This is a genomic window from Dechloromonas sp. ZY10 (genome assembly GCF_041378895.1).
Lineage (GTDB): Bacteria > Pseudomonadota > Gammaproteobacteria > Burkholderiales > Rhodocyclaceae > Azonexus > Azonexus aquae.
In genome coordinates this window covers 2,548,630-2,573,836 of sequence record NZ_CP144212.1, presented here as the reverse complement: position 1 = coordinate 2,573,836, position 25,207 = coordinate 2,548,630, and the positions used below count along the sequence as shown (strand labels likewise).

The 25,207-nt window shown below is 61.4% G+C and carries 25 protein-coding genes; 10 read left to right on the top strand and 15 right to left on the bottom strand.

Going from position 1 to position 25,207, the window contains the following annotated elements:
* Positions 1-55: 55 nt before the first annotated feature.
* Entirely contained in the window at positions 56-2,317 is a 2,262-nt protein-coding gene (clpA, locus tag VX159_RS11695) for an ATP-dependent Clp protease ATP-binding subunit ClpA (RefSeq protein ID WP_371323064.1), read from the bottom strand.
* Entirely contained in the window at positions 2,314-2,625 is a 312-nt protein-coding gene (gene clpS, locus VX159_RS11690) for an ATP-dependent Clp protease adapter ClpS (protein WP_371323063.1), read from the bottom strand. The genes clpA and clpS overlap by 4 nt, the downstream gene beginning before the upstream one ends.
* Positions 2,626-2,884: 259 nt before the next feature.
* On the opposite strand from clpS, the gene VX159_RS11685 reads away from it, so the two are divergent.
* A complete protein-coding gene (locus tag VX159_RS11685) occupies positions 2,885-3,088 on the top strand; it encodes a cold-shock protein (protein ID WP_290893394.1) in 204 nt (67 codons plus the stop codon).
* A 63-nt stretch (positions 3,089-3,151) separates the two neighbouring features.
* On the opposite strand, the gene soxZ is transcribed toward VX159_RS11685, so the two are convergent.
* The 4 genes from soxZ to moaC all read right to left on the bottom strand — a co-directional run bounded on the left by soxZ (position 3,152) and on the right by moaC (position 7,091).
* Positions 3,152-3,463 (bottom strand): thiosulfate oxidation carrier complex protein SoxZ, encoded by a 312-nt coding sequence (gene soxZ, locus VX159_RS11680; protein ID WP_371323062.1) that lies wholly within the window; start codon positions 3,461-3,463, stop codon positions 3,152-3,154.
* Between the two features lie 2 nt (positions 3,464-3,465).
* Positions 3,466-3,936 carry a thiosulfate oxidation carrier protein SoxY gene (gene soxY, locus VX159_RS11675; protein WP_371323061.1) on the bottom strand — a complete coding sequence of 157 codons (471 nt, stop codon included), beginning with the start codon at positions 3,934-3,936 and terminating at the stop codon, positions 3,466-3,468.
* A gap of 100 nt (positions 3,937-4,036) precedes the next feature.
* Complete coding sequence (locus VX159_RS11670) at positions 4,037-6,580, bottom strand: ATP-binding protein (RefSeq protein WP_371323060.1); 2,544 nt, start codon at positions 6,578-6,580, stop codon at positions 4,037-4,039.
* Between the two features lie 19 nt (positions 6,581-6,599).
* Positions 6,600-7,091, bottom strand: a complete 492-nt coding sequence (gene moaC, locus VX159_RS11665) for a cyclic pyranopterin monophosphate synthase MoaC (RefSeq protein ID WP_371323059.1) — start codon at positions 7,089-7,091, stop codon at positions 6,600-6,602.
* Between the two features lie 64 nt (positions 7,092-7,155).
* Here moaC and VX159_RS11660 point away from each other — a divergent pair, with 64 nt between their 5' ends.
* From VX159_RS11660 to pabB, 3 genes are all read left to right on the top strand, one after another.
* Entirely contained in the window at positions 7,156-8,601 is a 1,446-nt protein-coding gene (locus VX159_RS11660) for a M48 family metalloprotease (protein WP_371323058.1), read from the top strand.
* Positions 8,602-8,681: 80 nt separating this feature from the next.
* Positions 8,682-8,909, top strand: coding sequence for a sulfurtransferase TusA family protein (locus VX159_RS11655; RefSeq protein WP_371323057.1), 228 nt, complete (start codon positions 8,682-8,684; stop codon positions 8,907-8,909).
* Between the two features lie 30 nt (positions 8,910-8,939).
* Positions 8,940-10,721, top strand: coding sequence for an aminodeoxychorismate synthase component I (pabB, locus tag VX159_RS11650; protein ID WP_371323056.1), 1,782 nt, complete (start codon positions 8,940-8,942; stop codon positions 10,719-10,721).
* Between the two features lie 213 nt (positions 10,722-10,934).
* Here the strand turns inward: pabB and VX159_RS11645 are convergent, their stop codons facing one another.
* The 5 genes from VX159_RS11645 to VX159_RS11625 all read right to left on the bottom strand — a co-directional run bounded on the left by VX159_RS11645 (position 10,935) and on the right by VX159_RS11625 (position 16,676).
* A complete protein-coding gene (locus VX159_RS11645) occupies positions 10,935-11,420 on the bottom strand; it encodes a hypothetical protein (protein WP_371323055.1) in 486 nt (161 codons plus the stop codon).
* A gap of 2 nt (positions 11,421-11,422) precedes the next feature.
* The gene (locus VX159_RS11640) at positions 11,423-14,260 is read right to left on the bottom strand and encodes a valine--tRNA ligase (RefSeq protein ID WP_371323054.1); all 2,838 of its coding nucleotides are present in this window, start codon (positions 14,258-14,260) and stop codon (positions 11,423-11,425) included.
* A gap of 85 nt (positions 14,261-14,345) precedes the next feature.
* Entirely contained in the window at positions 14,346-14,747 is a 402-nt protein-coding gene (locus tag VX159_RS11635; RefSeq protein WP_371323053.1) for a hypothetical protein, read from the bottom strand.
* Positions 14,748-14,751: 4 nt separating this feature from the next.
* A complete protein-coding gene (locus tag VX159_RS11630) occupies positions 14,752-15,183 on the bottom strand; it encodes a DNA polymerase III subunit chi (RefSeq protein WP_371323052.1) in 432 nt (143 codons plus the stop codon).
* Entirely contained in the window at positions 15,180-16,676 is a 1,497-nt protein-coding gene (locus VX159_RS11625) for a leucyl aminopeptidase (RefSeq protein WP_371323051.1), read from the bottom strand. Before VX159_RS11625 ends, VX159_RS11630 begins: the two co-directional genes overlap by 4 nt.
* A 71-nt stretch (positions 16,677-16,747) precedes the next feature.
* Between VX159_RS11625 and lptF the strand changes: the two genes are divergently transcribed.
* Together lptF and lptG are read left to right on the top strand one after the other, a co-directional pair.
* The gene (gene lptF / locus VX159_RS11620; protein WP_371323050.1) at positions 16,748-17,839 is read left to right on the top strand and encodes an LPS export ABC transporter permease LptF; all 1,092 of its coding nucleotides are present in this window, start codon (positions 16,748-16,750) and stop codon (positions 17,837-17,839) included.
* The gene (gene lptG / locus VX159_RS11615; RefSeq protein WP_371323049.1) at positions 17,839-18,924 is read left to right on the top strand and encodes an LPS export ABC transporter permease LptG; all 1,086 of its coding nucleotides are present in this window, start codon (positions 17,839-17,841) and stop codon (positions 18,922-18,924) included. Before lptF ends, lptG begins: the two co-directional genes overlap by 1 nt.
* Positions 18,925-19,022: 98 nt before the next feature.
* Here the strand turns inward: lptG and VX159_RS11610 are convergent, their stop codons facing one another.
* Genes VX159_RS11610 through VX159_RS11595 form a run of 4 tightly spaced genes read right to left on the bottom strand, consistent with a single transcriptional unit; the run spans position 19,023 to position 20,891 of the window.
* On the bottom strand, positions 19,023-19,457 hold the full coding sequence (locus tag VX159_RS11610) for an RDD family protein (RefSeq protein WP_371323048.1): 435 nt from the start codon (positions 19,455-19,457) through the stop codon (positions 19,023-19,025).
* Positions 19,457-19,975: a DUF3106 domain-containing protein gene (locus VX159_RS11605; RefSeq protein ID WP_371323047.1), complete on the bottom strand. Its 519-nt coding sequence runs from the start codon at positions 19,973-19,975 to the stop codon at positions 19,457-19,459. Before VX159_RS11605 ends, VX159_RS11610 begins: the two co-directional genes overlap by 1 nt.
* Positions 19,945-20,328: a DUF3619 family protein gene (locus VX159_RS11600; protein ID WP_371323046.1), complete on the bottom strand. Its 384-nt coding sequence runs from the start codon at positions 20,326-20,328 to the stop codon at positions 19,945-19,947. The genes VX159_RS11605 and VX159_RS11600 overlap by 31 nt, the downstream gene beginning before the upstream one ends.
* The gene (locus VX159_RS11595) at positions 20,325-20,891 is read right to left on the bottom strand and encodes an RNA polymerase sigma factor (protein ID WP_371325519.1); all 567 of its coding nucleotides are present in this window, start codon (positions 20,889-20,891) and stop codon (positions 20,325-20,327) included. The genes VX159_RS11600 and VX159_RS11595 overlap by 4 nt, the downstream gene beginning before the upstream one ends.
* A gap of 125 nt (positions 20,892-21,016) precedes the next feature.
* Here VX159_RS11595 and ilvB point away from each other — a divergent pair, with 125 nt between their 5' ends.
* The 4 genes from ilvB to pssA all read left to right on the top strand — a co-directional run bounded on the left by ilvB (position 21,017) and on the right by pssA (position 25,199).
* Positions 21,017-22,717 (top strand): biosynthetic-type acetolactate synthase large subunit, encoded by a 1,701-nt coding sequence (gene ilvB / locus VX159_RS11590; RefSeq protein WP_371323045.1) that lies wholly within the window; start codon positions 21,017-21,019, stop codon positions 22,715-22,717.
* An 18-nt stretch (positions 22,718-22,735) separates the two neighbouring features.
* Entirely contained in the window at positions 22,736-23,227 is a 492-nt protein-coding gene (gene ilvN, locus VX159_RS11585) for an acetolactate synthase small subunit (RefSeq protein WP_371323044.1), read from the top strand.
* 25 nt (positions 23,228-23,252) lie between these two features.
* Entirely contained in the window at positions 23,253-24,269 is a 1,017-nt protein-coding gene (ilvC, locus tag VX159_RS11580; protein ID WP_371323043.1) for a ketol-acid reductoisomerase, read from the top strand.
* A 177-nt stretch (positions 24,270-24,446) separates the two neighbouring features.
* Positions 24,447-25,199 carry a CDP-diacylglycerol--serine O-phosphatidyltransferase gene (pssA, locus tag VX159_RS11575; protein ID WP_371323042.1) on the top strand — a complete coding sequence of 251 codons (753 nt, stop codon included), beginning with the start codon at positions 24,447-24,449 and terminating at the stop codon, positions 25,197-25,199.
* The last annotated feature ends 8 nt before the right edge of the window (positions 25,200-25,207 follow it).

Sequence of the window (25,207 nt, the reverse complement as noted above, 5' to 3'; positions counted from 1 at the left end):
CCCTGGTCAAAAAAAAGCCATGCAGGGCATGGCTGTAATGGATTCTGCGGCCGCTTCAGGCCACTGCTTCTGCCTTTTCTTCAGCGAAGGACAGGCGGATTTTTCCGTGTTCATCGAGGTCGACCGTGACATGCCCGCCACTGGCCAGTTTGCCGAACAGCAATTCATCGGCAAGTGCAGCGCGCAGGGTGTCCTGGATCAGGCGAGCCATCGGTCGGGCACCCATCAATGGATCAAAGCCCTTGTCGGCGAGCATCTCCTTGATCGCTTCGGTGAAATGCGCTTCGACCTTCTTCTCGTGCAGCTGCTCTTCCAGTTGCATCAGGAACTTGTCGACCACACGCAGGATAATCTGCCGGTCGAGCGGGGCAAATGGGATGGTCGCGTCCAGGCGGTTGCGGAATTCCGGGGTGAACATCCGCTTGATTTCCGCCATTTCGTCGCCGGTCTGCTTGCTGCTGGTGAAGCCCATGCTGCTTTTCTGCAGGTCGGCGGCTCCGGCATTGGTGGTCATGATGATTACCACGTTGCGGAAATCGGCCTTGCGTCCGTTATTGTCGGTCAACGTGCCGTGGTCCATCACTTGCAACAGAATGTTGAAAACGTCCGGGTGGGCCTTTTCGATCTCGTCGAGCAGCAGGACGCAGTAGGGTTTCTTGGTGATTGCTTCGGTCAGCAGTCCGCCCTGATCAAAACCGACGTATCCGGGTGGTGCGCCGATCAGGCGTGAGACCGCATGGCGCTCCATGTACTCCGACATGTCAAAGCGTTGTAGCTCGATCCCCAGGCAGTACGCCAACTGCTTGGCGACTTCGGTCTTGCCGACGCCGGTCGGCCCGCTGAACAGGAAACTGCCGATCGGCTTGCCCGGGTTACCCAGGCCGGAACGGGCCATCTTGATGGCGCGGGCCAGTGCATCGATAGCGTTGTCTTGTCCGAACACCACGGCCTTGAGGTCGCGGTCGAGGTTCCTCAATGCACTGCGGTCATCCATGGTAACGTGTTGCGAAGGAATGCGCGCAATCCGCGAAACAATTTCCTCGATGTCCTGCTTGCTGATGACTTTCTTCTGTCGCGACTTGGGAAGCACCCGCTGAGCGGCGCCTGCTTCGTCGATGACGTCGATGGCCTTGTCGGGCAAGTGGCGGTCAGTGATATAGCGGGCAGACAATTCGACGGCCGAGGACAGTGCTGTCGTCGAGTATTTGATTCCGTGATGAGCTTCGAAGCGTGCCTTCAGGCCTTTGAGGATGTCGATGGTTTCGGCTACCGAGGGTTCGTTGACATCAATTTTCTGGAAACGGCGCGAGAGAGCGCTGTCCTTCTCGAAGATACCCCGGAATTCGGTATAGGTCGTGGCGCCGATGCACTTGAGCTGACCGTTCGATAATGCGGGCTTGAGCAGGTTGGAGGCGTCGAGTGTTCCGCCGGAGGCCGAACCGGCGCCGATCAGCGTATGAATTTCGTCAATGAACAGGATTGCGTTGGGGTTTTCCTGCAAGGTTTTCAGCACGCCCTTGAGGCGTTGCTCGAAATCGCCTCGGTATTTCGTGCCAGCGAGCAGCGCACCCATATCCAGCGAGTAGACGTTGGCCTTTGCGAGAATTTCGGGAATGTCACCTTCAACGATGCGCCGGGCCAGGCCTTCGGCAATCGCGGTTTTCCCGACGCCTGCCTCGCCGACCAGCAGCGGATTGTTTTTCCGGCGCCGGCAAAGGGTCTGGATCACCCGTTCGAGTTCCTTATCGCGACCGATCAGCGGGTCGATCTTGCCCTGCAGGGCAAGCGCATTGAGATTGATCGTGTATTGCTCCAGCGGTCCGCCTTGTTCGCGCTCGGCTTCCGGCTCGGTTTCGCCTTCGGCTGGTGCCTTGCTGGGCTGCGGTACCTTGCTGATTCCGTGCGAGATGAAATTGACTACGTCGAGGCGGGTAATGCCCATCTTCTGCAGGAAATACACCGCATGCGAGTCCTTTTCCCCGTAAATCGCAACCAGCACGTTAGCGCCATTGACCTCTTTCTTGCCCGATGATTGAACGTGCAGGATGGCGCGCTGGATGACCCGTTGAAAACCCAGCGTCGGCTGGGTGTCGATATCGTCATCGCCAGCCACGGTCGGGGTGTGCTCACCGATGAAGTTGCCCAGGTCCTTGCGCAGCAGATCCAGTTTGGCGCCGCAGGCGCGCAGGGCCTCTGCGGCAGAAGGATTGTCGAGCAGGGCAAGCAGCAGATGCTCCACGGTGATGAATTCGTGGCGTTTCTGGCGAGCCTCGACAAAGGCCATGTGCAGGCTGACTTCGAGTTCCTGGGCAATCATTGGTTTTCCTCCATGGTGCAGGCCAGCGGGTGCTGATGCTGACGCGCGAAAGCTAATACCTGTTCAACCTTGGTGGCCGCGATATCGCGGGGGTAAATCCCGCAGACGCCGCGGCCCTCGTTGTGAACTTTGAGCATGATGCGCGTCGCTTGTTCAGTGTCGTGCGAAAAAAAACGTTGCAGCACGAGAATGACAAAATCCATCGGGGTGTAGTCGTCGTTCAGCAACAACACCTTGTACATGCGCGGAGGTTCCGGGAGGGTGGTGCTAGCCTCCTGAACACCTTCTTCGTGAGTCTGTGTAGCCATGGGACGGATTCTATACAGTCGGTTTCAATCTGCAACCGCCTGTGGCCGCGCCCCCAGGTGAGACGCGTGCAAGTGATTATGGATGGTGCACTGCGGCATCGAAATGTGTTGACGGCGAAATGCAGCAGGCGTAAAAATCAGAGGCGTTTGGATTCAAGTTGTATCGCAGATGCCGCAGCGCACCGGTGCGTTGAACTCAAACAGGGAGTCCGGTAGCACCGGAGTTTGGTTCGTTTTTTTGTGGGAAAGTAGCAAGGATATGGCACTCGGTACCGTTAAGTGGTTCAATGATTCCAAAGGTTTCGGCTTCATCACTCCGGATGATGGCAGCGAAGATCTCTTCGCCCATTTTTCGGCAATCAACATGAATGGCTTCAAGACCCTGAAGGAAGGCGAAAAGGTTTCCTTCGATGTCGTGCAGGGCCCGAAGGGCAAGCAGGCCTCGAACATCCAGCGCGCCTGATCGGGGGATCCGCGCAAGACAAAACCCGCCTTCCGGCGGGTTTTTTTATTGCTTCACGTCGTTTCAGGCGACGGTGATTTCATCCCGCCGCCGGTCGCCGCCATTGTCTGTCCAACTGACTGCAATCTTGTCGCCGGCACGAATTCCGCGGGCGCGGAAGGCAAATAGCGGGTTGCGCGAAATCGAGGTATTCAGCTGCCCTTCAATCAGCGGCTTGCCATTCAATTCGACGGCAAACGTCTGGATGAATTGCAGTGCCACGGTTTTGCCTTGGTCGTCCTTGCGTTGCCCGGTTTCCATCGGGTGCTGCATCAGGATGCGAATGTCGGCGAAATCGCCATGTTGTTGAACGCGAATCTTGATCGGGTCTGCCATGCTCAGCCTCCGCAACCGCCCAGCGTGACTTTGACGTCGCGAAAGGCGATGTAATTTTTTCCGTCACCGGTGCGGACCAGGGCACGGATTCGGGTCGATTCGGCCAGCTTGGCCTGGAGTTTGACAAAGGGCAGGGCTGGCGGGGAAAAGTCCATGGTGGAGCACAGGGGGTAAGGGTTTTTGTCGGCGAAAACGGCAATACTGCGGGCCCCTGCCAGAGTCGTGGCGACCTCGATTTCAACCTTGGCGCCATTTTCGGCAATTTCAGGGGCGTTGATTGTGATCTCGCGCGATTCGCTTACCTGAGCAGCCCCATAGGCTTTTTGCGCATCGCCCGCCTGACGGGCAGTAAAGGCGTTGCGGTTCCATTCGGCGGCCAGCACTCGCGTAGGCAACAACATGCCTCCGCCGAGCAGTGGCAATAGCGAAGCGGCTGCGCTGCCTTTCAGCAGCAGTCGACGCAGGGGCATCATCGATGGGAGTCCTTTTCTTGGCTAATGCCGGGGCGGCCTGCAGCGAGGTCCCCCGGTGGGCGAGTAAAACCTCTACATTGCCGGCAGGCGGGGGCGCCTGTCAATGTACCGAAGGCGAGGGGGGCAGGTGCTTCTTCAGGCAAGCGAACAGTTCTCCGGCATTGACCGGCTTGGCAAGAAAATCGTTCATGCCGGCCTCCAGGCAGCGTTGGCGGTCTTCGGGGAAGGCGCCGGCGGTCAGGGCAATAATCGGCAAGGGAGAGCGTCCCTGACAATGTTCCCAGGAGCGTATTTCGCGGGTGGCATCGAAACCGTCGAGACGGGGCATCTGGCAGTCCATCAAAACCAGGTCAATCGCCTGCTCACCACAGGTCAATTGCTCGACAGCATCTTGTCCATCGTGAGCGCAACTAACCTGGTAGCCATATTTTCCCAGCAGGCTCTTGACCACTGCGCGATTGGTGGCGTTGTCTTCGACCAGCAGGATGTGCGCCGATATTGGGGCAGATAGGCTGGGAGCGGCAGGGCTGCTGGGCTCCGGTGGCGGGAGGGGCGAAAGCCCCTGCGCACGCGGCAGGGAAATTTCAAACCAGAAGGTCGAACCGGCCCCGGGGCGACTGCTGACGCCGGCCTCACCATCCATCAATTCGGCCAGGCGGCGCACGATCGAGAGTCCCAGTCCGGTGCCGCCGTATTTGCGGGTACTCGATGAGTCAAGCTGGCTGAAGGGCGAGAAGAGACGACTTTGTGCCTCGGGCGGGATGCCGATACCGCTGTCGGTTACGGCAAAGCGCAGGCGAGCCGGTGAGGAGTCAGGGGGAGCAAGATCACGAATCGACAGGGCGACCTGGCCGCGATCGGTAAATTTGATTGCATTGCTGACCAGGTTGGACAGCATCTGGCGCAGGCGCGTGACATCCCCGAGATACACGCTGCCACTCGCCGCAGATTCACGGTCGACTTCGATGGTCAGACCTTTTTGTTCGGCGCTGGCGGTAAACAGGGCTGCGGTATCGGCCAGTACCTGCGAGGGGGTAAAGGCGCTTGGATGCAACTCTAGTTTGCCTGCCTCAACTTTGGACAGGTCGAGAATGTCGTTGAGCAGGCCGAGCAGAGTTTGTCCGGAACTGAGGATGGTGCCGGCGTATTCCTGTTGTTCTGCGATGGTCAGGTCAGGGAGTTGCAGCAGTTGCGCCATGCCCAGAATCCCGTTCATCGGTGTCCGGATTTCGTGCGACATGGTGGCCAGGAAGCGGCTTTTGGCGAGATTGGCAGCCTCTGCTACCTGCTTGGCTGCAATCAGTTCACGTTCCGCCTGCTTGCGTTCGCGGATGTCGCGGGCGGCAGCGTAAACATGGCGCGCGCCCTCAAGTTCAAAGTGTCCCAGACTGACCTCAACATCGATCAAGGTTCCGTCGCGGTTGCGGTAGCGGGTCTCGAAGCAGGTGGGAGGGCCGGCATCATCATCGTTCCAGTCGAGATAGCGCTGGCGGATGGCGGGATCTGCCCAGCCGGTTTCCCAGTCGCCAATGCTGCGCCCGGGCAATTCTTCGGCAGGGTAGTCCAGCAGTTGAGCGAAGCGCTCATTGGCTTCGATCAGTTCGCCGCGTGCGTTCAGAATCTGGATTCCGTCGCCGGCCCGCTGCAGGAATACCCGGTTGCGAGTGCTTTCGCGCAGGGTGCGGCCGAGCAGATGCAGCAGCAGGCCGCCACAGAGCAGCGAGAGGAGGCAGAAACTGCCGGCAAACCAGGCGGTCTTGCGCAGTTCGTCGCGCCAGCCTGCCAGATAGTTGTCGCTGGCAATCCCCGCCAGTGCGTACATCCGGGCTTTTTCGAGGCGACGGAAATTGATGATCCGTTCAAGTTTGTCGGAGGCAGTGATGGAGTGATAGGTGGCACTGGCGACACCACTGGCAACCAACTCCTGCAATTCCCGCGAGACGCTCTGGCTGCCGACGCTGGCTGCCGGATTGCCCGGCAGCGCCGGATGGCGGGCAATCAGGCCGAGTTCTGCATCGCGCAGGACAACGGCGCCGCCAGGGCCGGTATCGAAGCCGGACAGCAGGGTCTGGAAATGCTCGACCGGAATCGGAGCCGAAATGACTCCGGCAAAGCGTCCATCGGGGTGGTTGTAGCGGCGGGCAAAGCCGACGATGGCTTTCTTCGCGACCTTGCCGATGCGCGGTTTCGATATTTGCAAACCCGCTTGCGGATCGGCTCGCAGGGCGAGAAAGTACTCGCGGTCGGCCCAGCTGACCGGATTTCCACGGTCAACGCCGCGCCCGAGAAAAACCCGGCCATCGGCATCGGCAACGCGTAGCGCCTCGACTTCTGGCAGTCGTGCGAGCAGGCGCTCCAGGTAGGCATCAGCCTGATCGGGAAGAATGCGCCCTTGCTGCAGTTGGCGTTCCAGTTCGTCGGCAACGCTGCGCAATGCCAGGTCGATCTTGTCGATGCTGTTGGTGACGCTCTGGTCAAGTGCCTGGGCGATGTTTTCGCTATGGGTGCGGGCATTCTGTTCGTATTGCAGGCGGGCTTGCCGGACCGAACTGACCGACAGCGCGAGCACCAGCAGGTTGGCCGCTACCAGCGCCATGAGCAGCAGCGAACGCAAATGGCGGGCCGCAGGCTTGCGCGGAGTCAAGGCTTGCTCCCTTTTCGGCTCAGGGCGCCGTCCAATGCCCGGACTTGCCACCCTGTTTTTCAAGCAGACGAAGGTTCTCGATGGTCATCCCCCGGTCAGCCGCTTTGCACATGTCGTAGATGGTGAGCAGGCCGACGCTGGCAGCGGTCAGGGCTTCCATTTCAACACCCGTGCGACCGAAGCATTCTGCGGTGACCTGGCAGCGGACCGTGGCGGCTGCGGCATCAATCTCAAAATCTACGGTTACCCGGGTCAGGGCCAGTGGGTGGCACAGGGGAATCAGGTCGCCGGTCCGCTTGGCGGCCTGAATCGCGGCAATCCGGGCGATGCCCAGGACATCGCCTTTCTTGGCGTTGCCGGCCTGGATCAGGGCCAGGGTTGCCGGCTGCATGCGGATGCTGCCGCCAGCACGGGCGATGCGGGCGGTTTCCGCCTTGCTGCCAACGTCGACCATGTGGGCCTGGCCGCTGGCGTCAAAGTGGGTGAGGGGGGAGGCGGGGGTGTCACTCACGGCGATTTACCTTTGCTTACCATCGGTAGCGATGGCGATTTTGCGAGTGGGGTATCATAGCACCATGCGTCGTTCCTCTCGTTTTCTCGCCGCCTTGCTGGCTGTTTCGCTGGCATTTCCCGCGCAGCCGGCGGACGATCTGCCCGAGCTTGGCGATATTGCCGGCAGCGAATTCTCGATTTCCGCCGAGCGGCGGATCGGGCAGCAGATCATGCACGAAATCCGCTGGCGCGAACCGGCATTTCTTGACGATCCCGATATCGAGGCCTACCTGAATCAGTTGGGGGGGCGGCTGGCTGCTGTCAGTGCTGATCCGGGAACAGGGTTCTATTTTTTCGCGATCAGCGATCCGGCGATCAACGCCTTCGCGATGCCGGGCGGCTACATTGGCGTGCATACCGGGTTGATCCTGGCCGCGCAGAGCGAGTCGGAACTGGCCGGGGTGGTCGCGCACGAAATTGCGCACGTCACCCAGCGCCATATTGCCCGCCAGGTTTTTCAGTCAAAGAAGATCGGCATGGCGTCGATGGTGGCGATGGGTTTGGCCCTGCTTGCCGCGCGTTCCAACGGGCAGGTGGCCGGTGCTGCCGCCGCAACCTCCCAGGCGGGCGCGATTTCGGCGCAACTGGCGTTTTCGCGGGATTTCGAACGCGAGTCGGATCGGGTCGGTTTTGACCTGCTGTCGCGTGCCGGCTTCGACCCGCGTGGAATGTCGCTGTTTTTTGAGCGCCTGCAGAAAGCGGTGCGCCTTTACGAAAACAATGCCACTGCCTATTTGCGCACGCACCCTCTCAGTGGCGAGCGGGTGACCGACATGCAGAACCGCGAACTGCAAACGCCTTATCGGCAAGTACCCGACAGCCTCGATTTTCATCTCGTCAGGGCCCGCTTGCGGGCACAGTTGGGAGTTCCGGCGGAAGCCGTGCGCGATTTCACCCAGTTGCTGGCCGAAGGCAAGCATGCGGTGCGGCCGGCCGCCTGGTACGGCCTGGCTCAGGCGCAGTTCCGGGCGCGCAACTGGGCTGCGGCCGAGCAGGCCTTGCGCGAGGCCAGGGCCGGCAAGAGCGGGAGCGCAATGATCGAACATCTGCTGGCCGATGTGCGGATTGCCCAGGGCGATGTTGATGGCGGATTGGCGGTCTATCGGGCGGCTGCCGAGCGTTTTCCCCGGCACCATGGGCTGGTTTTCGGTTATGCAGCGGCGCTGGTCGCCGCCAAGCGTTATCCGGAAGCCTTGCGTTTTGTCGACGCCCAGTTGTCGTCGTTTCCCGACGAGGTCCGGCTTTATCGCCTGCGTGCCGAAAGCTATGCCGGTCTTGGCCGGCGGGCGCCGCAACATCTGGCGCTGGCGGAGGCGGCGGCTTTGCAGGGGCAGACCCAGGCGGCCATCGAGCAGCTGAATCTGGCGCAACGCGCAGGGGATGCCAACTTTTTTGAAAATTCGACCATCGATGCCCGCTTGCGCGAGATGAAGCAGCGACGGATCGACGAGATGAAGGAAAAGCGTTGAATCAAGCGCCGCTACGGCGGGTGACGGTCGGCGATTCGCGCTAAAATGGGCGTCTGTTTTTGCCATAAGTTGCTGACACCATGCATTTTGATCGCGATCTCGACGTCAAGGGCCTGAACTGCCCGTTGCCCATCCTGCGGACCAAGAAGGCGCTGGCCGAAATGGATTCCGGGCAGGTCTTGCGCGTGCAGGCGACCGATCCCGGTTCGCTGAAGGATTTTCCCGCATTTGCCAAGCAGACCGGAAATGAACTGGTCGAGCAGGGTGAGGAAGACAAGGTTTTCCTGTTCTTCCTGAAGCGGAAGTAATTTCCGTCGCTGCGTTTTACCGCACCACCCTTGATTGCCTTTTTTGAAGACAGGCGGGCGCCGGCCGGCGAACCCGCCGCTTGGCTATTCGAGCAGCCGCTCGCCTGCCATGAAATTCGCGATGCCGGGAGTCTGGCCGCAGCTCTTGCTGCTGTCGAGCGGGGCGCTGGCTGGTCGGTGCTGGCGCTTGATTACGAGCTGGGCTACCTGCTTGAGCCGCGTGCGGCTCCGGCGGGCTGGCAACTGCCGGCCGATGGTGCGGCGCCGCTGGGGCGGATCTGGCAGTTTGCCGCAGTGCGGACCTTGCGGGCCGACGAGGCGGCGGACTGGCTGGCGGTGCAGGTCGGTGTTGCTCCGGTAGCCGGTCTCGGCGGCTGGCAGCCGCAGATTGCCGAAAAAGACTATTTATCTGCGGTCGACCGTGTCAAACACTGGATTTCCGCCGGCGATTGCTATCAGGTCAATCTGACCTTCCCGGTCAGCGGCCGGGTGTTCGGTTCGCCCCTGGCGCTCTACGCACGCCTGCGCGAGCGGCAACCGGTACGTTATGGCGGTTTTGTCGGCGACCCGGCGGGCGGCGAGGCAATTGTCTCGCTGTCGCCGGAGCTATTCATTGAAAAGCGCGGCCGGCGCTTGCTGACCCGGCCGATGAAAGGCACCGCGCCGCGTGATTTGCCACCCGAGGCCTTGCGCGATTCGGTCAAGGACCGGGCCGAGAATCTGATGATCGTCGATCTGCTGCGCAACGATCTTGGGCGCGTCGCCGCAGCCGGCAGCGTCCGTGTCGAGCGGTTGTTCGAAGTCGAGGCCTATCCCAGCGTCTGGCAGATGGTGTCCGAGATTTCTGCCGAACTGGCGCCGGGTGACGAGCGCCTTGGCGAGTTGCTGCGTGCGGTTTTTCCCTGCGGCTCGATCACCGGCGCGCCGAAAATCCGCGCCATGCAGATCGCCGGCGAACTCGAAGCAGCGCCGCGCGGCTTGTACACTGGGGCACTCGGCTGGCGCTCGCCGGAGGGTGACCTCAGGCTCAATGTCGCGATCCGCACGCTGGCGATTGCTGCCGATGGACAGGCGCAACTCGGCCTGGGCAGCGGCATCGTCGCCGACTCCGATCCAGCCGCCGAATGGCGCGAATGCCTGCTCAAGGGCGCCTTTGTGCACGCGGCCGATCCCGGCTTGCGGCTGATTGAAACCTTGCGTTTGAGCGCCGGCGACTATCCGGCCCTGGCTGGGCATTTGGCCCGGCTGACCCGTTCGGCGGCTTGGTTCGGGTTTGCCTGCGACCTATCAGCGGTGGCTGCGGCCTTGCACCAACTCGCGGCTGACAAGACCGTTGGCGACTGGCGGGTGCGCTTGACGCTGGGCAAAGACGGCCGGCCGGAGGTTGCGGCCTTTCCGCTCCAGCCCGAACCGGAGGGGCCGCGCCGCGCCTGGCTGGCGGCCGAGTCGATCGATGCCGACGATCCCTTGCGCCGTCACAAGACCACCCAGCGTGCGCTCTACGACGCGGCGCTGCAGCGCATCGGCGGCGACCCGGTGCTGTTCGATGTGGTGTTTTTGAACCAGCGTGGCGAGCTGGCGGAAGGCGCGCGCAGCAATCTGTTTGTCGAGCGCGACGGCATCCTGCTGACCCCGCCGCTTGCCAGCGGCGCGTTGCCCGGCGTCTTGCGTGGCGAATTGCTGGCCAGCGGCCGGGCGCGCGAGGCAGTGCTTTATCCGGCCGATCTGCGGGATGGCTTCTGGCTCGGCAACGCCTTGCGCGGTTTGCACTGGATTGCTGGCATTGAAGCTGAGTCCGGGGCAGCCTGCTGAGCGTTTTCGGGCATTTTTACGGTCGACCGTGAGTAATCGCCAAATCCTGCTGGCTTGGGTGAGGCCGCCAGCGTACCACCCGGGCTGGGACCGGGGCCGGGTTCCCCCGTAGGCGCAAAATCCAGTCGCTGCCAAACAGGTGGTGCCACAAACGGGCACGAAAAAAGCGGGAGGCTTGCGCACTCCCGCTTTGGGCTGATGGCCTCTGGCTGCTTATTTCCGCAGCTTGCGCAGATAGAGCAGGCCGAGGCTGATCAGGGCGCCGACGATGGCGTACAAGAAGACCTTGCCACCGATTTCCTGGTACTCGACCAGAATCGGCATCTCATCTTCGATCCGGTAGCGCACCGTGGTCTGGAAGTTCCAGGCCGAGGCCTTGGCCTCAACGCCGCCAGGCAGCTTTTTCCACTGCAGCGCGATCATCTCGTAAGCGGTTTCGCCGCTGGCGGTCGGCAGTTGCAGGGTTTTCACCCGGCCGGCCGTCTTGGCCGCCGCGAGTTCGCCATAGGGCACGGCACAGACTTGCTCGTCGGCGCAGATCGCGGCAATCGGGAACTCGGGCAGCCATTCGCCGCCCTTCTGCCATGGCCAGAGCATGAACAGGCCGAGGCCCCACAGCCAGACCAGTACGCAGAAGACCATGAAGGCCGAGAAGATCGCGGTGAAGCGATCTCCCGGCTGGGCGGCGGGCGTGCTCATGCTCAATTCCCCAGCTTGGCCAGTTGTGGCTTGAGCTTTTCCAGCGTGGCGCTGAACTCGGCGACCCGCTGCTTTTCCTGCTCAACCACGGCGGCCGGCGCACGAGCGACGAAGCCTTCGTTCGAGAGCTTGCCCTGGGCGATGGAAATCTGCTTTTCCAGCTTCTCGATTTCCTTCTTCAGGCGTTCCTTCTCGGCGGCAACGTCGATCTCGACCTTGAGCATGAGGCGGGTTTCGCCGACCACGGCGACCGGTGCGACTGCATCTTCCGGCATCTCGGCGACGATCTGGACTTCGGAAACCTTGGCCAGGGCTTGCAGGATCGGCGCGAATTCCGCCATTTCCTCGCCGCCGCCGGCGACCAGCAGCGGCATCCGCTGTGCCGGCGAAACACCCATCTCACCGCGCAGGTTGCGGCAGGCGTAAGCCAGGGCCTTGAGCCGTTCGACCTTGGCTTCGGCGGCTTCGTCCACGCGGGCAAGGTTGGCGCTCGGGTAGCTTGCCTGCATCAGCGAGGCGTGCGTCTTGCGCCCGGCAATCGGAGCGACCGTCTGCCACAGTTCTTCGGTGATGAACGGGATCAGCGGATGGGCCAGGCGCAGGATGGTTTCCAGCGTCCGCACCAGGGTGCGGCGGGCGCCGCGCTGCTGGGCTTCGTCGCCGGTCTGGATTTCCACCTTGGCGATTTCCAGATACCAGTCGCAGAACTCGTCCCAGACGAACTTGTAGATCGCCTGCGCCAGCAGGTCGAAGCGGTAGTCGATGAAGTGCTGCTCGACTTCCTGTTCCAGCTTTTGCAGCAGGCTGACGATCCAGCGGTCGGCGAAGCTGAATTTCAGCTTTTTCTCACCGTCGACCGTGCATGCACCGCCGCGCCCTTGTTCGTGTTCGAGCGCCAGGTCCTGGCCTTCGACGTTCATCAGCACGAAGCGGGTGGCGTTCCACAGCTTGTTGCAGAAATTGCGGTAACCGTCGCAGCGGTTGAGGTCGAACTTGATGTCACGGCCGGGGCTGGCGAGCGAAGCGAAGGTGAAGCGCAGCGCGTCGGTGCCGAAGGCCGGGATGCCGTCCGGGAATTCCTTTTTGGTTTTCTTGGCGATGCTCTCGGCCTGCTTCGGGTTCATCAGGCCGAAGGTGCGCTTTTCCACCAGCGCATCGATGCCGATGCCGTCGATCAGGTCGATCGGGTCGAGCACGTTGCCCTTGGACTTGGACATCTTCTGGCCTTCGCCGTCGCGGATCAGGCCGTGCACATAGACGTGCTTGAACGGGATCTTGCCGGTGATGTGCTTGGTCATCATCACCATGCGGGCGACCCAGAAGAAGATGATGTCGAAGCCGGTGACCAGCACCGACGACGGCAGATACTGCTGCAGCATCTGGTTGGCGGCATCCTGCGCCTCGTCACCGCTCCAGTCGAGCGTCGAGAACGGCCACAGGGCGGACGAGTACCAGGTGTCGAGGACGTCGGCGTCACGAGTCAGCTGCCCGGCATAGCCGGCCTGATCGGCCTGGGCACGGGCTTCTTCCTCGTTGTGGGCGACGAAGACTTCGCCATTGACGCCGTACCAGGCCGGAATCTGATGGCCCCACCACAGCTGGCGGGAGATGCACCAGTCCTGGATGTTGTTCAGCCACTGGTTGTAGGTATTGACCCAGTTTTCCGGGTAGAACTTGATTTCGCCGGAATGGACCACGTCGAGCGCCTTTTCGGTGATCGACTTGCCGTCAGCGCCCGGCTTGCTCATCGCAACGAACCACTGGTCGGTGAGCATCGGCTCAATGACCACCCCGGTGCGATCACCGCGCGGCACCTTCAGCTTGTGCTTGTCGACCTTGACCAGAATGCCAGCCGCTTCGAGGTCGGCGACCACGGCCTTGCGAGCGTCGAAGCGGTCGAGGCCACGGTACTTTTCCGGGGCGTGGTCGTTGATCTGGCCGGTCAGGGTCAGGATCGAGATCATCGGCAGGTTGTGGCGCTGGCCGACGGCGTAGTCGTTGAAATCGTGTGCCGGCGTGACTTTGACGCAACCGGTGCCGAATTCGCGGTCAACGTAGGCGTCAGCGATGACTGGAATTTCGCGGTCGGTCAGCGGCAGCTTCACCATCTTGCCGATCATGTGCTGGTAGCGCTCGTCCTCCGGGTGGACCATCACGGCGGTGTCGCCGAGCATGGTTTCCGGGCGGGTGGTGGCGACCACCAGGCTATCGCTGCCATCGGCCAGCGGATAGCGGATCTGCCACATGAAGCCGTCTTCTTCCTCCTGCACGACTTCGAGGTCGGACACGGCGGTGTGCAGCTTCGGGTCCCAGTTCACCAGGCGCTTGCCACGGTAGATCAGGCCTTCCTTGTAGAGGCGGACGAAGGTCTCGGTGACGACCTGGTTGAGGCCGGCATCCATGGTGAAGCGCTCACGCGTCCAGTCCGGGCTGGTGCCCATCCGGCGCATCTGCTTGGTGATGGTGTTGCCGGAGTATTCCTTCCATTCCCAGACCTTTTCCAGGAACTTCTCGCGGCCGAGGTCGTGGCGGGAGATGCCCTGCGCGTCCAATTGGCGCTCGACGACGATTTGCGTCGCGATCCCGGCATGGTCGGTGCCCGGTTGCCACAGCGTATTGTGGCCCTTCATCCGGTAGTAGCGGGTCAGCGCGTCCATGATCGTCTGGTTGAAGCCGTGACCCATGTGCAGGGTGCCGGTGACGTTGGGCGGCGGCAGCAGGATGCAGAAATTGTCCTGTTGGTTACGGTCGACGCCGGCGGCGAAGTAATTCTGGGCTTCCCACTCGGGGTACCAGCGACGTTCGATGTCGGCCGGCTCGAAGGCTTTGGCGAGTTCCATGGGGCTGTACGGGGAAATGGGGAAAACCGGTGATTATACCGGAGGCAGCCGGAGCGATTCGCTCCCGGCTGGTAGCGGATGCAATTCAGGGGGCCAGCAGGTCGCGCGGTGCCGCTGTGTCTGGGGCGGTAGCCTGTTCGGCGAGCACTTCCTGCAAGCAGGCCTGGATCAGTCCGGGCAGGGCTGCCGCCAGGCGGGCTTCGACGCGCTGGCAAAGAGCCTGCAGCAGCGCATTCTCTGGCGGCTGCGGGGCCGGGTCTGGCCGCGCAGCCGGGGCGGCGGGTTCGATGGGTTCCAGGCAGAGGTCAGGGGCCGTCAGCGGCGGCAATGCCGGGGCGATTTCCGGCGACAGGATGTCGGTCAGCAGCGGGGCTTCCTCGCTGCTGGCAACCGCATCGGTGAGCACGGGAATTTCATCGCCGTCGTCGGCGTTGCTGCGATGCCGGTGCATCAGGGCGTTGGCGCGGGCAAGGATGGGGCTGGGCATGGTTTCAGCGCTGGCTAAGGTCGAAAAAGCGCACGTCGCAACCGGATTGCCGGTAGAACTGTACGCGCTCGCGGGCAATCCGCCGCTCCTCTTTGTCCTGGCCGACGACCTCGATCAGTCGCGCATAGCTGGCAAAGCCGGGAGCGGCCTGCTGGCCGAGGTTCATCAGCCGCTCGCGCGGGCCGGCCGTAGCCAGGGCGGCAGCCGAGGCGGCGATCTGGATCGGGGTTTCGGCGGCCAGTGGCGAGTCGACTGCACAATGCGGCACGAAACTCAGCGCATTGTGCGTCCACAGGCTGCGGTCGAGAGTCGCGGCCAGCCCGGCTTCCGGAGCGTAGACCAGTACCGCCTTCTTTTGCGCCGCTGCACCGCCAAGTAGCGCGCAGGCAGCGGCAATGCGGTCGGCAGCGCCGTGGTAGAAGAAAACTTCGGTCAATTCAGCTTCCCGGCGCAGCGCATCAGGTAGTGCGTCAGCAGGGGGACCGGGCGTCCGGTGGCTCCCTTGTCGGCACCCGATTTCCAGGCAGTGCCGGCAATGTCCAGGTGCGCCCAGCGGTATTCTTTGGTGAACCGGGCCAGGAAGCAGGCGGCCGTAATCGCGCCGCCCCAGCGGCCGCCGATGTTCGCCATGTCGGCAAAGGGGCTCTTCAGCAGGTCCTGATAGTCCTCCCAGAGCGGCATTTGCCAGGCGCGGTCGTCGGCTTCTTCTCCGGCATCGAGCAGTTCGCGGGCAAGGTGGTCATCGTTGGCGAAGAGGCCGCTGGCAACCTGGCCGAGGGCGACAACACAGGCGCCGGTGAGGGTGGCGACGTCGATCACGGTATCCGGTTCGAAGCGCTGGCTGTAAGTCAGCGCGTCGCACAGGATCAGGCGGCCTTCGGCGTCGGTGTTGAGAATTTCGATGGTCTGGCCGGAGAGCGAGGTGACGATGTCTCCCGGCCGGGTGGCGTTGCCGTCGGGCATGTTTTCCGTTGCCGGAACGACGATGGTCAGGTTGATCGGCAACTGCATGCCGGCGACTGCGCGCAGGGTGCCGATGACGCCGGCAGCACCGCACATGTCGTACTTCATTTCGTCCATTTCGGCACCCGGCTTCAGCGAAATGCCGCCGGTGTCGAAGGTGATGCCCTTGCCGACCAGGACGATCGGCTTGTCCTGCGCGGCGCCGCCTCGGTAGTGCAGGACGATCAGCTTGGGCGGCTGTTGTGAGCCGCGGGCCACGGCCAGTAGCGAGTGCATCCCTAGGGCCTCCATGTCGGCGCGTTCGAGGATTTCGCAATCGAGCTTGAATTCGCTGGCCAGCTGCCGGGCTTGTTCGGCCAGATAGGTCGGGTGGCAGATATTCGGCGGCAGGTTGCCCAGGTCGCGGGCGAGCGTGGTGCCGGCAGCAATGGCCAGACCTTGTTGCAGGGCCTCCTCGGCGGCTGGCAGTTCGTTGCGGCGATCCACGATCAGAACCAGTCGGCGCAGGCCCGGGCGGGCGTCATCCAGCTTGCTCTTGAAGCGGTCGAAGCGATAGCTGGTCTCGCTGACAACACTCGCAGCCTGGCGAATCCTCCAGGCGCTGTCCCGCTTTTTTACCGGCAGTTCGGTCAGGAACAGGCTGGCGTCGGCCAGGTTGGCATCGTTGAGTGCCTTGGTGGCGGCCCGCAGGGCACGGTTGAATTCCTTTTCGCGGAAAGTCTTTTCCTTGCCCAGGCCAATCAGCAGCACGCGCTCGCAGGCGGTGCCGGGCACTCGATGGAGCATCAGCGTGCTGCCGGGCTTGCCGTCGAGATCGCCGCGCTTGATGATTTCCTGCAAATAACCGCCCGAGGCGTTATCCAGCAGCTCTGCCGCCAGGCTCAGTTTCCGGTTTTCGTAGACGCCGACAACAACGCAGGCCGTGCGCTGTTTTTCCGGGCTACCGCTTTTTATGCTAAATTCCACAGGCTGCTCCTGAACGGGGAAGTATCTGTAACCGTCGGATTATCCGCGCTTCTTTTCGCTTTCGTCAAAACATGATATTCGAGCGCGCCGCCCGGCGCGAGTTCGCCCAGGCGGCGGCCGGCATCAGCGTAGCGCTGTTGGCGATCCTGACTTCCACCCAATTGATCCGATTGCTCAAGGATGCGGCCGGCGGCCGGATTGCGCCCGAGGCAGTGGCGTCCCTGCTTGGCTTTGCGGCGCTCAATTTCATGCCGGTGCTGTTGTCGCTGACCTTGTTCGTCGCTGTTCTGCTCAGTCTGTCGCGGGTTTATCGCGATTCCGAAATGGTGGTCTGGTTTTCCTGCGGTCAGCCGTTGACGGCCTGGGTGGGGCCGGTGGTCCGCTTTGCCTTGCCGCTGGTGGTGGCAATTGCGGTGCTCTCTGGTTTCTTGTCGCCGTGGGCCAACTACAACACCGCCGATTACAAGCAGCGGTTGTCGGTGCGCAGCGAGTTGTCCCAGGTCTCGCCCGGCTCTTTCCGGGAGGTCAAGAGCGGCCAGCGGGTGTTTTTTGTCGAGGCGCTGGCCGATGATGCCAGTCGCGTCGGCAACGTGTTTGTCGCCTCGATTCAGGAGGGGCGTCTGGGGGTGGTGATGGCCGATACCGGTACCCAGGAAACGGCCGATAACGGTGACCGCTTCGTGGTGCTGGAACAGGGGCGGCGTTACGAGGTTGAGCCGGGGACTCCGGCGTTCCGGATCATGGAGTTCGAGCGTTACTGGGTGCGTACTCAGGATGGCGAGGCGACGCCTGCCGAACGCTTGCCCAACCGGATGCCGCTGGATGACTTGGTGCGCAGTGCGGCGAGTGGGGTGGCGGGGGCCCAGGGCGAACTGGTGTGGCGAATCGGCATGCCGATTTCGGCGCTGATCCTGGCCTTGCTGGCGATTCCGCTTTCTTATGTCAATCCGCGTGCCGGGCGTTCCGCCAACATGTTGATTGCGATCCTGATTTATGCGATTTACAGCAATCTGCTATCGGTCAGTCAGGCTTGGGTGTCGCAGGGCAAGCTGTCGTTCTGGGTCGGTGTCTGGGCTGTCCATGCGCTAATGCTGTTGCCACTGCTGCTGCTCTTCTACCGGCGGGTGGCGATCCGCATGCCTTGGCAGCGGAGGGAGGGTTGATGTTGCGTTTGGGTCTCTATCAGCGCTATTTGATGCGCGAGGTCCTGGCTGCGGTCGGCCTGGTGCTGGCGGCCTTTCTTGCCCTGTTCGGTTTTTTCGATTTCATCGATGAGCTGCGTAATGTCGGCAAGGCCGACTACGGTGTTGCGCAAGCACTGCTTTTTGTTTCCCTGAGCATGCCGGGTTTGGTTTATGAACTGATTCCGATCGCTACCCTGATCGGCACCTTGTATGCGCTGTCCACGCTCGCCCGCCACTCGGAAATCACCGTGTTGCGGGCCTCGGGGTTGGCTACCCGCGATTTGTTGCTCACCTTGTTCCGAGTGGCTGGGCTGTTGGCGCTGCTGACCTTGCTGGTGGGCGAAGCCTTGGTCCCCTGGTCGGAGCGGGTGGCGCAGGAGTTGAAAGCGCGCGCCTTGAGTCGGGTGATTGCGCAGCAGGGTTTTGGCAGTGGCATCTGGGTCAAGGATGGCAAAAGCTTTATCAATATTCGTTCGGCAACGCCGGATGCTCGCCTGGAGCAGGTGCGGATTTATCGTTTTGACGCCGAAAATGCGTTGCAGTCGGTGACCGACGCGGCGACTGCCGAATACGATGCGCAGCATGGCTGGCAGTTGCATGAAGTGGTGCGCACCGCGTTGGCCGGTGAGTCGGCCCGGGTCGAAAGGGCGGCAAGTGAGTGGTGGCAATCGGCGGTGACACCGGATTTGCTGTCGGTGTTGATGGTCTCGCCGGAGCGGATGTCGCTGTTCGGGCTGGTTAACTATACCCGTCATCTGGCTGAGAACCGGCAGAAAACCGGACGCTACGAGATCGCGCTATGGAAAAAATTGCTTTATCCCCTGACTGCGCTGGTGATGGTGGCGCTGGCCTTGCCCTTCGGTTATTCGCATGACCGTGTCGGCGGTGTCAGCCTCAAGATTTTCGCCGGAGTGATGCTGGGCATCGTTTTCTACGCGCTCAATGGCTTGTTCTCCAACCTCGGCGTGATCAACGCCTGGCCTCCTTTTGCCAGTGCGGCTGCGCCGTCGGCACTGTTCATGCTGGCCGCGGCCGGAATGCTGTGGTGGGTTGAGCGCCGCTGAAAGCGACAGAGAGGTGGTGGTAAAAAAGCCTGCTTTTACGGTCGACCGTGAAAGCAGGCTTTTTTACTGGATCAATCCTTGGCCGGAGGGCGGCTGGATCAGGTGTTCGCGGGCTCCTGGACGATGCGGGTGCCGGCGACCCGGTCGTGCAGGAATTGCCGGTCCTTGTCGATCAGGGCCCAGAGAATGCCGATGCCGCCAAGTAGCAGGCAAGGCCAGCTGGCAAGGTAGCGAAGCAAGGCCTGGGTCGGACGGATGGCGCCACCATTGGCATTTACGATACGCAGGCGCCAGGTCTTCATCGGCAGGGTCTGGCCACCGTTGATCCAGAACCAGACGCAGTACAGCATCAATAGCAGGAATACGTGCAGCCAGAGTTGTCTGGCGCTGAACTGGATGCCGTTGCCGAGAAGCAGGGCTTGCGGTAGCCAGAAACCGATCAGCAATACTGCAAACAGGACCAGTCCCTCGTAAAGCAGGCTGGCAAGGCGGCGCCCCAGTCCGGCGCTGGGCAGGGGGGGGGAGGGCGGCATCAATTACGTCCGGCTTCGGCTGGGGGGGGCTCGGCCGGGCTTTCCGGCGCCGGGGCTTCGGGCGGTGGGGCGAGCAGCTTGGCCGATTTGCCGCTTTCGCGGATTTTCTGGCGCTCTTCGCTTGGCAGGCTGTTGTAAGCCTCCCATTTCTGCTTTACAACCTGCTTTTGTTCGACGGGTAGTTGCTGGAAATCCTTGTAGGTTCCGCGCACTTTCGCGCGCTGCTCGGGGGTCAGAGCGGCCCATTCACGCATCCGCTCCTGCATCCGTTGCTGTTCCTCCGGCTTCATGCTGGGGTAGCGGTCGGCGATTCCCAGCCATTTTTTCCGTCGGATGTTTTCCATCTTGTCCCAGTCCTGGGACAGCGGGGCCAGTACCCCTTTTTGCTGTGCGCTCAATTGGCCCCAGGTGGGTTGCGGGGGCGTGCCAATTACCGCCGTGGTTGGTACTTGGGCAGCAACCGGCAGGCTGAGGGCCGCCAGTAGGGTCAATCGTCCGAGGAGTCGTCGGTGAGCCATGAAAAGAAATCTTCGTCGAGAAAAGCTTCGGGCGGCAGGTCGTCGGCGAGCAGGGCGCTATCGACGGCCTCGATTTCGCTGACGTACTGCACGCTGTGCCAGTAAAAAGAGATCCACATGCCCAGCAGCAGGGCGACAATCGCCAGGAGTTGGCGCACGTAGGGAACCTCCTGCCAACTGCTGCCGGTGTGGCGGTTGCCGGTGTTCAGCGCCAGTTGTGGGGCGGTCTGCTTCTGCTTGCTCAGCGCCAGATGACGGGCGGCCTCCAGCCGCCGCGAAGCGGCCGGGGAAACGTCCTTGAGTCCGTGATTCAGGGCTTGCCGAATCCGTTGTGCGTAGCGTTCTTCCTTCATAGCTCTATACCTTTCGCCGACAGGGCGGCTGCGAGCGCGTGGGTGGCGCGCGAGCAGTGGGTCTTGACGCTGCCTTCTGAGCAGCCCATCGCCGCTGCGGTCTCAGCGACGTCCATGTCCTCCCAGTAACGCATCAGGAAGGCTTCGCGTTGACGTGCCGGCAATTTTTTTATTTCGTCCTCGATCAGGTTCAGTGTCTGCGCCTGCAGTAGCTTGCTTTCGGGGGTTCTGGCCTCGCCTTTCTGGTCTTCGTCGGCGGCCAGGGTTTCCAGTGGGTCGTGATCCTCGTCGTCGTCCTTGGAAAACGCCGACAGCAGCGTGGTCCACATCGAGCGAACCTTGCTCCGTCGGTAGTAGTCGCGGATGGTGTTCTGCAGGATGCGCTGAAAGAGCATGGGGAACTCTTCTTCCGGGCGGTCGCCGTATTTTTCGGCAAGCTTCAGCATGGCGTCCTGAACGATGTCCAGCGCGGCTTCCTCGTCGTGAACGGCGAACATCGCCTGCTTGAAGGCTCGGCGTTCAACCGATTCGAGGAAGCTTGAGAGTTGATGGGGTGCAGCCAGGGTCTTGCCTTCCGTTCTTCTTTAACGCGAGCCGATTATATACGCACATGCTGCAAACCTTGACCGGAACTGGTCGGTCGATTAAGGTTATGCCCTTTTCGGGTAACAGCTTTTAGGCTCTAGCAATGATGATCAGCGGTGCGGAAATTGTAATCAGGTGCTTGCAGGAAGAAAAGGTTGATTGTGTGTTCGGTTACCCGGGCGGGTCCGTGCTGCACATTTACGATGCCCTTTTCAAGCAGGATCAGGTCAAACATATTCTGGTTCGCCACGAGCAGGCTGCCGTGCATGCGGCGGATGCCTACTCGCGCTCCTCGCAGCGGGTTGGCGTGGCGCTGGTGACCTCCGGTCCCGGCGTGACCAATACCGTGACCGGCATTGCGACCGCTTACTGCGATTCGATCCCGATGGTGGTGCTGACCGGCCAGGTGCCGACCCAGTACATCGGCCAGGATGCCTTCCAAGAGTGCGATACGGTCGGGATCACCCGTCCCTGTGTCAAGCACAACTTCCTGGTCAAGGACGTCAAGGATCTCGCTGTTACTATCAAGAAGGCCTTCCACATCGCGGCGACCGGTCGTCCTGGTCCGGTAGTGGTCGATATCCCGAAGGACATCACCGCACAGATGTGCGAGTTCGAATATCCCAAGGCTGTCCAGATGCGCTCCTACAACCCGGTGGTCAAGGGGCATCTGGGACAGATCAAGAAGGCCGTCCAGTTGCTGCAGGAAGCCAAGCGCCCGATTATCTATACTGGCGGCGGTGTGATTCTTTCCGATGCCGCCGACAAGCTGACCCAACTGGCGCGCAAACTGAATTTCCCGGTGACCAACACGCTGATGGGCCTCGGTGGCTACCCTGCCACTGACCGGCAGTTTGTTGGCATGCTCGGCATGCACGGAACCTTCGAAGCCAACATGGCGATGCATTACGCCGACGTGGTGCTGGCGATCGGCGCCCGCTTCGACGATCGCGTGATCGGCAATCCGGAGCATTTCAGCCAGGAAAAGCGCCGTGTCATCCATATCGACATCGATCCTTCCTCGATTTCCAAACGGGTCAAGGTCGATGTGCCGATCGTCGGCAATGTCGCTGATGTCCTTGATGAAATTCTCAAGTTGCTCGACGGCGGCTGCAAGACCGATCCGGAACTGCCTGATTGGTGGAAGCAGATCGAAGACTGGCGTGGTCGCAATTCGCTGCGTTATCGCCAGAGCGAGCACATCATGCCGCAGTACGTGGTCGAGAAACTCTATGAAGTGACCGGCGGCAATGCCTTCGTTACTTCCGACGTCGGCCAGCATCAGATGTTTGCTGCGCAGTACTACAAGTTCGACCAGCCGCGCCGCTGGATCAATTCCGGCGGTCTCGGCACCATGGGCGTCGGTCTGCCGTATGGCATGGGCGTCCTGATGGCGAACCCGGATGCGACGGTGGCTTGCATCACTGGCGAAGCATCGATCCAGATGTGTATCCAGGAGTTGTCGACCTGCAAGCAGTACGGTCTGCCGGTCAAGATCATCAACCTGAACAACGGCATGCTGGGCATGGTCCGCCAGTGGCAGGAGATGTTCTATTCCAAGCGCTATTCTCAGTCCTACGTCACTTCGCTGCCGGACTTCGTCAAGCTGGCCGAGTCCTACGGCCATGTCGGGATGAAGATCGAGCGTCCGGAAGACGTCGAACCGGCCCTGCGCAAGGCATTTACCGAACACAAGGACGACCTGGTGTTCATGGACTTCATCATCGACCCGGCGGCCAACGTCTTCCCGATGGTGGCGGCAGGCAAGGGTCTGACCGAAATGATCCTCGCTGAAGACCTGTAAGCGGGGAAGGAAAAGACGATGCGACATATCATTTCCATCCTGATCGAAAACGAAGCCGGCGCCCTGTCGCGTGTTTCCGGCCTGTTTTCGGCTCGTGGCTACAATATTGAATCCCTGACCGTGGCACCGACGGAAGATCCCTCGCTGTCGCGGATGACCATCCTGACTTCCGGTTCCGACGAGGTGCTGGAGCAGATCACGAAACAGCTCAACAAGCTGGTCGACGTGGTGAAGGTGGTTGATCTCTCCGAGGCTGCACACGTCGAGCGCGAACTGATGTTGATCAAGGTGCGCGCGACCGGCAAGGACCGCGAAGAGATGAAGCGGATGGCCGACATTTTCCGCGGCCGTATCATCGACGTGACCGAGTCGACCTATGTCATCGAACTGACGGGTTCCAGCTCCAAACTCGATTCCTTCATCGCCGCGCTCGATGCCGGCCTGATTCTCGAAACCGTGCGTACCGGGGTTTGCGGTATTGGTCGCGGCGACCGGATTCTGAAAGTTTAACTGTCTGTTTTGTAACGAGGATTTCATGAAAGTTTATTACGACAAGGACGCCGATCTGTCCCTGATCAAGGGCAAGAACGTCACCATCGTTGGTTATGGCTCGCAGGGCCATGCCCACGCTCAGAACCTGCGCGACTCCGGCGTCAACGTCACCGTCGGCCTGCGCAAGAGCGGTGCTTCCTGGGCCAAGGCCGAAGGCGCTGGTCTGAAGGTTGCGGAAGTCAAGGACGCCGTCGCCGCTGCCGATGTGGTCATGATCCTCCTGCCGGACGAGAACATTCCCGAGGTCTACAAGAATGACGTCGAGCCGAACATCAAGAAGGGCGCGACCCTGGCCTTCGCACACGGCTTCAACGTGCATTACAACCAGGTTGTGCCGCGTGCCGACCTTGATGTGATCATGGTTGCCCCGAAGGGCCCGGGCCACACCGTGCGCTCCGAGTACCTGAAGGGTGGCGGTGTGCCGTCCCTGATCGCCATTTACCAGGACGTCTCCGGCAAGGCCAAGGACATTGCACTCTCCTATGCAGCTGCCAACGGCGGCACCAAGGGTGGCGTGATCGAGACCAACTTCCGCGAAGAAACCGAGACCGACCTGTTCGGTGAGCAGGCTGTTCTGTGCGGCGGCGCCGTCGAACTGGTCAAGATGGGCTTCGAAACCCTGGTTGAAGCCGGTTATGCTCCGGAAATGGCCTACTTCGAGTGTCTGCATGAACTGAAGCTGATCGTCGACCTGATGTACGAAGGCGGCATCGCCAACATGAACTACTCGATCTCGAACAACGCCGAATACGGCGAGTACGTGACCGGTCCGGAAGTGATCAACGAGCAGTCCCGCGAAGCCATGCGCAACGCCCTGAAGCGCATCCAGACCGGCGAGTACGCCAAGATGTTCATCCTCGAAGGTCGTACCAACTACCCGAGCATGACTGCCCGTCGTCGCCTCAATGCCGTGCATCCGATCGAAACGGTCGGCGGCCAGTTGCGCGACATGATGCCGTGGATCAAGAAGAACAAGCTGGTTGATCAGACCAAGAACTAATTGGTCATTGACTGGCTTGGCGAGGCGGCGTTTGCCGTACTGACGGATTGTCCGGGCGCTTGTGCCTAGCCTCGTCTTCGCTTCGGGCGGTGTGGGAAACTGCACCGCCCTTGTTGTTTGCGGATTTTGACGCTGTCCGGGTGTATCCTCTTCGGATTGCCCGTGGATTGTTTGCCAATGACTGAACTCAAGCCCCGAAAGACCCTGTTCAATCCCGAAGTCAAGCGGCGCGGTATTTACGTGCTGCCCAACCTGTTTACCACGGCGGCGTTGTTTGCCGGCTTTTTCGCCATTGTCCAGGCGATGCAGGGGGATTTTGAACGGGCAGCGATGGCGATTTTCATCGCCATGGTTCTCGATGGTCTCGATGGCCGCGTTGCGCGGCTGACCAATACCCAATCGGCGTTTGGCGCCGAATATGATTCCCTGTCCGACATGGTTAGCTTTGGCGCGGCGCCGGCGCTGGTGATGTACGAATGGGCGTTGCAGGATCTCGGCCGCCTGGGCTGGATTTCCGCCTTCATTTACTGTGCCGGTGCGGCTTTGCGCCTGGCGCGCTTCAATACCACGCTGGAAGTGGTCGACAAACGCTTCTTCCAGGGCTTGCCGTCTCCGGCGGCGGCGGCGTTGGTGGCTGGTTTCGTCTGGGTGATGATCGTTTCCGGGGTGGCCGGCGCCGACGTGCGCGGGATTGCCTGCGTGCTGACCATTTTTGCCGGCGTGACCATGGTCTCCAATATCCGCTATTACAGCTTCAAGGACGTCAATCTGAAGAAGAGCGTGCCGTTCTTCGTGATTGCCGCGATTGCCCTCGGTTTTGCGCTGGTTGCCTATAGTCCGGAAATTGCCTTGTTCGGCTTTTTCGTGCTCTACGGCCTGTCCGGCTACGTCCTCGCCGCGCTTGGCCTGTTCAAGCGCAAGGCAATCTGATTTACGGA

Bases quoted from the DNA above. Each gene is read 5' to 3' on its own strand.
- VX159_RS11635 (WP_371323053.1), bottom strand. From the start codon at position 14,747: ATGCCCAGCCCCATCCTTGCCCGCGCCAACGCCCTGATGCACCGGCAT.
- VX159_RS11640 (WP_371323054.1), bottom strand. From the start codon at position 14,260: ATGGAACTCGCCAAAGCCTTCGAGCCGGCCGACATCGAACGTCGCTGG.
- VX159_RS11660 (WP_371323058.1), top strand. From the start codon at position 7,156: ATGCGTCGTTCCTCTCGTTTTCTCGCCGCCTTGCTGGCTGTTTCGCTG.
- ilvN (WP_371323044.1), top strand. From the start codon at position 22,736: ATGCGACATATCATTTCCATCCTGATCGAAAACGAAGCCGGCGCCCTG.
- soxY (WP_371323061.1), bottom strand. From the start codon at position 3,936: ATGATGCCCCTGCGTCGACTGCTGCTGAAAGGCAGCGCAGCCGCTTCG.
- ilvC (WP_371323043.1), top strand. From the start codon at position 23,253: ATGAAAGTTTATTACGACAAGGACGCCGATCTGTCCCTGATCAAGGGC.
- soxZ (WP_371323062.1), bottom strand. From the start codon at position 3,463: ATGGCAGACCCGATCAAGATTCGCGTTCAACAACATGGCGATTTCGCC.
- VX159_RS11605 (WP_371323047.1), bottom strand. From the start codon at position 19,975: ATGGCTCACCGACGACTCCTCGGACGATTGACCCTACTGGCGGCCCTC.
- VX159_RS11645 (WP_371323055.1), bottom strand. From the start codon at position 11,420: ATGAGCACGCCCGCCGCCCAGCCGGGAGATCGCTTCACCGCGATCTTC.
- lptG (WP_371323049.1), top strand. From the start codon at position 17,839: ATGTTGCGTTTGGGTCTCTATCAGCGCTATTTGATGCGCGAGGTCCTG.
- pssA (WP_371323042.1), top strand. From the start codon at position 24,447: ATGACTGAACTCAAGCCCCGAAAGACCCTGTTCAATCCCGAAGTCAAG.
- ilvB (WP_371323045.1), top strand. From the start codon at position 21,017: ATGATGATCAGCGGTGCGGAAATTGTAATCAGGTGCTTGCAGGAAGAA.
- VX159_RS11610 (WP_371323048.1), bottom strand. From the start codon at position 19,457: ATGCCGCCCTCCCCCCCCCTGCCCAGCGCCGGACTGGGGCGCCGCCTT.
- clpA (WP_371323064.1), bottom strand. From the start codon at position 2,317: ATGATTGCCCAGGAACTCGAAGTCAGCCTGCACATGGCCTTTGTCGAG.
- VX159_RS11685 (WP_290893394.1), top strand. From the start codon at position 2,885: ATGGCACTCGGTACCGTTAAGTGGTTCAATGATTCCAAAGGTTTCGGC.
- lptF (WP_371323050.1), top strand. From the start codon at position 16,748: ATGATATTCGAGCGCGCCGCCCGGCGCGAGTTCGCCCAGGCGGCGGCC.
- VX159_RS11655 (WP_371323057.1), top strand. From the start codon at position 8,682: ATGCATTTTGATCGCGATCTCGACGTCAAGGGCCTGAACTGCCCGTTG.
- clpS (WP_371323063.1), bottom strand. From the start codon at position 2,625: ATGGCTACACAGACTCACGAAGAAGGTGTTCAGGAGGCTAGCACCACC.
- VX159_RS11600 (WP_371323046.1), bottom strand. From the start codon at position 20,328: ATGAAGGAAGAACGCTACGCACAACGGATTCGGCAAGCCCTGAATCAC.